The organism is Actinomycetota bacterium (assembly GCA_005888325.1).
Classification (GTDB): domain Bacteria; phylum Actinomycetota; class Acidimicrobiia; order Acidimicrobiales; family AC-14; genus AC-14.
The window spans coordinates 546-7,124 of the sequence record VAWU01000078.1; the positions used below are offsets into that span (position 1 = coordinate 546).

The window sequence follows — 6,579 nt, forward strand, 5'->3', positions numbered from 1 at the left end:
AATGCTCCTGTCGTGCGACCACTCGTTGATGGAAGGCGCGACAGGTCCTCCCCCAACTGCGGTCGATCACTCCGTGGTGCTGTCGGCAGCGTCGTCAGCCTTGCGACGGACGGCGACGACTCCCCCGCCAGCGCAAGCCCGCCCAGATGCTTCCGGTCGGCGCGGAACCGTCCCTCTGCGCCAAACCAGCGACAGGGTCTATCTCATTGCCGGTAGTCCTCGACGGTGCCCTCGTTCCGCACTCGCGCGCCCGAGGGGTCACGGCCAGCGTCGCGGAGTGCGCGACGCTGGCGCAGCAGGTCCCAACAGACATCCAGGCCGACTTCTATGTCCCGCAGGCGGCTGCGCTCCTCGCCGGTTAGACCGCGGTCGGTATGGGCCTCATGAAGAACGTGCTCTTCGGCCACCAAGCGGCTGATGCGCTCGTGTAGGTCCTCGTCGGTCATCGGCTTCTCTCCCTCGTGGCTACGGTGCCTAATGGTCAGTTGATCAGACGGCGCTGCGTTCGCGACGACCGGCACGGTGGGGATGAGCGTCCTCCTGGCCTTCCTCGACGTGGGCGCGATGGAGGTGGCCGCCAGCGGTGGCGAGCCCGACGCGGCCCTCGTCGCCCGCGTGCGCCCGGGCGGCGCGCTGGCCGCCTCGCAGGAGGGCTCGCTCACCGAGGCGAAGCGCGCGCTCGACGCGGGATGAGAGCGGCTATCTGCACGAGTTGTCATGTCGCCCGACGCGCTGTCTCAGGCGCTGCGCCCCTTCGTCGGGCGCCCCCAGCACGTCAACTCAACGCACGCGCCGTCCTGAGCGCGCGTTAGCCGCTGTCCATGACGGTCCAGACACCCGTCGACAACGCGCACGGCTCGCACTTCGGTCTATGGATGAGTCGGCGAAAGGGTCACGCCGGACGCGTGACTACTGCACGCCAATACGAGCCGTCCCACTCGCGCCGCCCGATGCAGCGGTGATAGTGGGCCGCAACCTGGCAGTCGTCGGCATCAGCGTCAGTCGGCCCCCGACGCCACCTGGAAGCTCGACGCGTCCGAGACGATCGTCGCGGCGCCCTACGAGACCCCGACCTTCGGAGCCGAGGCGCGAGTTCTGGGCGACTGGCGGTGTGAACCCTTGCGTCTGGCTCGGGCGGCCAACCGGCGGCGACGGCGGCGACGGCGACGCATCCACATCACGACGGCGGCGGCGAGCACACCGCCCAACACCACGAGCGCCCGCGGATCGACGACAAGCACCCGCTTGTGCAGTGCGATCTCGCGGGTCGCCGCCTCGGTCGCCGCGGGGTAGACGATTCGCACCTGCAACGTGACGAATCCCACCCACCAGTGCGGCCGTGCGACAACGCGCACGGAGCGGGAGCGGCCCATCGGTACCAGGGACTTGGCGAAGCGTTGCTGTCGCGGCGTACCGCTTCCGGGCCAGGCGGTTGTGTCGTTCTCGCCCCAGAAGCGCACGGCCGACCGCCCGACGTTGTGGACCTGGAGCCTGCCCGCGGCCTCCTGTCCCAGCGTCACGCCGGGTAGCCGGAGCTTCGCCCGGAGTCGAGTGCTGCGGGGACCGGGCACGTCGAGGGTGACAAAGGAGCCGATCTCATTGATGACCTGCACCTGGCCCGGGCTCGTCTGCACGGGGCTGACCAGGAAGCCGACGAAGTGGAGGTCGGAGTCGAGCGTGGCGGGCACATCGACGTTCACGCTCACCTCGGCGTAGCCCTGCGCCGGGAGGGCCACGATCGACGGCGTAAAGCTGACGCGGCCCTGCCAGGCGGGGTCAGGGCCAGTCCCCACGCGTACGACCCCGTCATCGAGGAGCCGCACCTCTCGGGCCGTGATCGTGGCGGTTACGAGCGAGTGGCCGGGGTTGAGGACGCGGATGGGGATTTTCGCGGCGGAACCGGGACGCACCACGGTGGGCTCGGGGGGCACGGAGACCGCCAGGGACCGCCCGGACGCTGGCCCCGAGGGCGCGGCCCGCGCGTCAGGGGTAAGGCCGAGCGACGCCAGCAGGAAGGCGGCCACCAGCGCCAAGAAGAGACGCCGAACACTGGTCTGCGCGTGGGGCGCGCCCATGGCAGCGAGGCGAAGCACGGCTCAGGTGAAGTTGGGGGTGACCGTGTAGGTGATGGTGTCGGTGTAGTCACCCGTGGCCGCGGTGAAGTCGATGGCCACCCGGTTGGCGATGGTGACGGTGTCGGCCGTGCCCCCCGTGGGCCCGGCCCGGCTGGCGATCTGTTCGCCTGCCGCCACGTAGCCCGCGTACTTGGAGGCGCTGAACGCGGCGTCGACGGTGGCGCCGGTGCCGGTCACCGTATAGCCGAACTTGGGGGCGCCGGGCCAGGTCACCGAGGTGGCCTTGCCCGAGGACACATCGGCGATGACCGGGTTGCCCGTGCCCGCGCTCTGGAGGCCCGCGGCGAGGTCCGAGACGGTGAGCGTGTAGCCGGAGTTGGCGTTGGTCTGGATGGTGAGGCCCACGCTCTGGCTCTGGTCGGCCAGGGCGGGCAGGCTCGGGTCCATGGCCAGGGTGAAGGCGGTGGTGTCGAGCGTGAAGGTGAGGCTCTTGTCGAGCGTCACCGTCACCGCCGTGTTGTTGGCCGCGAGCGTGACGGTGTTGGAGGTGGTGGGCCCATCGATCGTGGCCGGTACCGAGGTCTGCGTGGTGATGGAGGTGGTGTAGCCCCCGGCCGGGGTGCCGTTGGTGAGGCCCGACAGCTCGATGTAGATGGGGACGCTGGCCGCCACCGACACCGCGGTGGTCACGGTGTAGGTGATGGTCTGGCCGCTTCGGGCGACCGTGCCCGCGGGGATCCCGTAGTTCTTGACGATGGCGGGCGTCCCGCCCAGGCCCGCACCCGAGACCGCGAAGGTGATGGTCTTGATGGTGCCGGTGGTGGCCGTCTTGAACGAGTAGGAGTAGGTGACGCCCGTGGCGGCCACCTGGTTGTTGGACACCGACCAATTGAGGTTGGTCAGGGCCGCCGCATGGGCGGGGGCGACGCTCCACACGAAGAGGGTCCAGGCCACCACGGTGACGGCGAGCCCGGCTGCGGAGCGGCGTCGGGCCGCGGACGATCGATGAAGGACTGCCCCAGCACTGTGCATCTTGCTCCCGGTTCTCGGCTCCGACGCACGGGCTCCCCGGGCGCTCCGACACGTTCCCGCGCCGTCTCCGCGAACGGTGCAGCCTCAGCATCGGCCACATCACGTAGACACTTGAGGGCGATCGTCTACTGGGGTTGCGCACCCCCGGTTGACGAAGGCTCGACCTGGGGCTCAAGAACTCCGAGTGGGTGACGAAGATCGACGTGTATGGCGAACGCCCAGAGGGACACATCGGCGACGAGCGAGCGGAGCCAGGCACTCGCGGGGTTGCAAGAGTTCCGCCAGGAGGCGGCGACGCTGCGCGCCGCCCTGCGCCGCTTTGAGCGGGCGATGGAGCGGGCGTGTCGCCAGGTCGAGCGCGAGGTTCCGGTGCACGAGATCATGGGCCAGATCGGGGTGGGCGAACTGCGAGCCGATCTGGTCGAGCGACTGACGCGCTTCGAGGAGGCGCGCCACCGGATGCGGAAGGCCTGCTTTCGCCTGTCGTTGACCGAGGGGCTCAGCATCGGTGCGATCGCACGGCTCTGGGGCATCTCCCGACAGCTGGCGTCGAGATTGGTCAACGAGACGGCGACCGATCCCGCGCCCGGTGTGCGCCAGACCGCACCCGGCACACTCCCCCCGCGCTTGAAGGGCATGATCACCACGCGCCCCGCGTCGAAGCGCGAGTCGCGTTAGCGAGCGACCGCTTTGACCGTCGACAACGCGGCCGACTGGTCGTCGCATCGACGGTCGAGACATCGGTGATCCGCGCGAGCTACCCCGTGGCCGCGTTCGGCACCACGATCACCCTGCGGCGCGATCGACAACCTGAGCGCCTCGACGCTGTGCGCCGGTAGGTTCAGACCATCTCACCGGGGAGGTGCGCCATGTTGACCAGCGCGTTCATTGACCGCGGGTGCACGGTGCCCATCCAACAAGCGGCCATGGGTGGAGTGGCGACACCGGAGCTGGCCGCCGCGGTCGCCGATGCGGCCTGCGTGGAGGCCGCGGAGGCGCTGGAGGGCGACATCGCCATGGAGATGCTCTTAGGTGCGGTGCAGATGCCGTTGCCGACGATTGCCTATCCCTGCCACGCGCGGCATGACCGGCACCATCGGAGCTAACGCGCTACACGCGCCTGTCCCTCAGCGCGCTGATCGTGCCAAGCGGTGGTTACGCCGAGCGCGACTGGGAGTTCGATCCCCCCGCGCCATAGGGTCAGGACTGACGAGGTGAGACACATGGCTTGGGAACTGGGCGCGGCTGTCCTTGCCGTCACGATGATGGGCGCAGTCGTCGTTCGGCGCAGCCTCCGGGCGCGGCGGTGGCGAGGCGCACGCGCCGCCTGGCTCGACGACATCGGTCACTACCGCCGAGTACCCGGGCGAGGGCCGCGCTGGAGGGCCTAGCTCCCGATGGAGCGACGCCCGTCAGATCCGACACCGAGTGGGGTCGCTCGTTATTTGCGGACGCCACCCCCGGTGACCGTGCGACGGACGGCGGGCTCCGCACCCAGCCCCCGGGGGCGACGGACTCAGCGTAGGCCGGGGAGGCGCTCCGGCCACTGATTGGATGCCGACCAGCTCAGTGGCGCGCAGGGTCTCCGCGATCGACCTGCGGCGCGTGGACGACCGGGCCAGGATCACGAGCTTGTACGGGACAGGAGATTGTGCCTTTCGGCCCTTCCCGCCCCATGGGTCAGAGCCTCATGCTGGTAGGCAATGGCCGAGGGCCGCTGGTTCTTCCGCGTGATCGAACTCGATGACGGTCGATGGGCGTGCCGTCATGGTGTCGAAGAGTTCGACAGCCACGGTGAGATGGGCGACGCGGTGGCGCACATCCGGTCCATCGCAGGGCGCACACGTGCCCGCGGAGCTGTTCGTGCACGGCCTCGACGGGAGCGTGCGGAGCATCGGCGTACTCGATCGGGGCTGAGCGTGGGGTCGGTCGCGCTTGCAGCACTCCGGCGTGGTGAACGGCGCCTCGACACTTAGCGGAGTCACCCTCTAACTGGAGTACGCCCCCTACCCTGCGGCCATGCCCGTCGACACGTCCGCGCAGCCCAGCGACACACTCGATCCCGCGGTCCCCGCGGCGCGCCACACCGGCAACGGCAACCGCGCCGGTGCCCGCCGCCACGCCGCCCTCGACCCCACCACCGACGCGCGGCCCTCGACCATCGCCCTGGCCGAGCGCGAGCGCGCCGCCATCGAGCTGCGCACCGCCGACTGCACCTATCAGCAGATCGCCGACGCCCTCGGCTACCAGAGCGCGGCCGGGGCGCGCAGCGCGGTCATCCGCGGGCTGGGGCGCTGGATGCGGGAGGGCGACCAGGACCTACGCACCTTGGAGCTGGCGCGCACCGACGAGATCGGGCAATGCCTTTGGCCGCTGATTCACTCCGGCAACCCCCAGGTCGTCATCCCCGCGGTCGCGACCTACATGCGGCTCCTGGACTACCGGGCCAAGATCACGGGCCTGTACACCGTCAAGCCACCGCAGCCCGAGGTCCTGGCGCCGGTCGCTCCCACGTACGAGTCGCCGATCCTCGCCGAGGTGCACGAGTTCATGGTGTTGACCAACCAGATCCGCGAGCAGAACAGCGTGATCGACGTGGAGCCGGTCGAGGCGGAATCGCCCTCGTGACCTGTGCGGCGGCCAAGTATGCTCCTGCCGCCTCCGACCAGCGGGGTGGTCACATCAAGCACTCTTGGGTGGGGGCTTCGTGCTTCGAGCGAAATGGCTGTCCTCGGCTGTTGTCTCGACTCTGATCGCGTCGACCGCCTTGGCCTTGGTCGCAGCTCGGCCTTCGGCGGCAGCCACGACCCCATTGAAGTTCAAGGCGATTTCCGACGCGCGTGTGCAATCAAGCGTCCCCAACGCGAGCTTTGGTAGCACAAAGACGATGTGGGCTGGTACAGGGTCGGTCAGCTACTTGGTCTTCAACGTCAAGGGGCTGCCGGGGCTGAGTGGCGCCAAGTTGCGCCTGTGGGTCACCGACCCGAGCCAGAACACGGTGCAGGTCGCCTACACCAGCTCGTGCTTCGACGAATCAGCCGTGACCTGGACGACGGCGCCCAACACCTCGATCCTCGGTCTCCGTGGCTACACCAACTTCGTCTTCAAACCGACACAAGCGGGCGCGTGGGTGGAGGTTGGTGTCGGCGGATTCTTCGGTGACGGGATCGTCGCGCTGGCGTTGACCCGGGGTGGATCCGACACGGCGAAGTTCTCCAGCCGAGAGGGCGACCATCCTCCGGAGCTGAGCTTCGACGGCGTCGCCGACACAACGCTTCCCACCGCCCAGCTCACTCAGCCCTCCGCCAACTCGACCGTGAGTGGCATCACCACGATCGTCGCTTCCGCCAGTGACAACGCGGACCTGTCGAAGGTCGAGTTCTTCCGTGGCGGAGTGCTGCTCGGCGCGGGAGTGAAGACCTCCGACGGCTATGTGCTGGACTGGGACACCCGCTCCGTCGCCAATGGCACC

At 69.1% G+C, this 6,579-nt stretch carries 6 protein-coding genes and 1 pseudogene (1 of these 7 cut by a window edge); 4 read left to right on the plus strand and 3 right to left on the minus strand.

Annotation, left to right across the window (positions count from 1 at the left end):
* Positions 1 to 203: 203 nt before the first annotated feature.
* From E6G06_21800 to E6G06_21810, 3 genes are all read right to left on the minus strand, one after another.
* Positions 204 to 446, minus strand: coding sequence for a DUF2630 family protein (locus E6G06_21800; GenBank protein ID TML85660.1), 243 nt, complete (start codon positions 444 to 446; stop codon positions 204 to 206).
* A 612-nt stretch (positions 447 to 1,058) separates the two neighbouring features.
* Complete coding sequence (locus E6G06_21805) at positions 1,059 to 2,075, minus strand: hypothetical protein (protein TML85661.1); 1,017 nt, start codon at positions 2,073 to 2,075, stop codon at positions 1,059 to 1,061.
* Positions 2,076 to 2,096: 21 nt separating this feature from the next.
* Positions 2,097 to 3,029: a hypothetical protein gene (locus E6G06_21810; GenBank protein ID TML85662.1), complete on the minus strand. Its 933-nt coding sequence runs from the start codon at positions 3,027 to 3,029 to the stop codon at positions 2,097 to 2,099.
* Between the two features lie 285 nt (positions 3,030 to 3,314).
* On the opposite strand from E6G06_21810, the gene E6G06_21815 reads away from it, so the two are divergent.
* The 4 genes and pseudogenes from E6G06_21815 to E6G06_21830 all read left to right on the plus strand — a co-directional run.
* Positions 3,315 to 3,785, plus strand: a complete 471-nt coding sequence (locus E6G06_21815; GenBank protein TML85663.1) for a hypothetical protein — start codon at positions 3,315 to 3,317, stop codon at positions 3,783 to 3,785.
* 191 nt (positions 3,786 to 3,976) lie between these two features.
* Positions 3,977 to 4,213 (plus strand): hypothetical protein, encoded by a 237-nt coding sequence (locus E6G06_21820; GenBank protein TML85664.1) that lies wholly within the window; start codon positions 3,977 to 3,979, stop codon positions 4,211 to 4,213.
* A 913-nt stretch (positions 4,214 to 5,126) separates the two neighbouring features.
* The gene (locus E6G06_21825; protein TML85665.1) at positions 5,127 to 5,735 is read left to right on the plus strand and encodes a hypothetical protein; all 609 of its coding nucleotides are present in this window, start codon (positions 5,127 to 5,129) and stop codon (positions 5,733 to 5,735) included.
* 64 nt (positions 5,736 to 5,799) lie between these two features.
* Positions 5,800 to 6,579, plus strand: a pseudogene (locus E6G06_21830) (DNRLRE domain-containing protein) (it continues 102 nt past the right edge of the window).

Excerpts from the sequence above, each read along its gene's own strand:
- E6G06_21815 (TML85663.1), top strand. The coding sequence starts at position 3,315 with ATGGCGAACGCCCAGAGGGACACATCGGCGACGAGCGAGCGGAGCCAG.
- E6G06_21800 (TML85660.1), bottom strand. The coding sequence starts at position 446 with ATGACCGACGAGGACCTACACGAGCGCATCAGCCGCTTGGTGGCCGAA.
- E6G06_21820 (TML85664.1), top strand. The coding sequence starts at position 3,977 with ATGTTGACCAGCGCGTTCATTGACCGCGGGTGCACGGTGCCCATCCAA.
- E6G06_21825 (TML85665.1), top strand. The coding sequence starts at position 5,127 with ATGCCCGTCGACACGTCCGCGCAGCCCAGCGACACACTCGATCCCGCG.
- E6G06_21805 (TML85661.1), bottom strand. The coding sequence starts at position 2,075 with ATGGGCGCGCCCCACGCGCAGACCAGTGTTCGGCGTCTCTTCTTGGCG.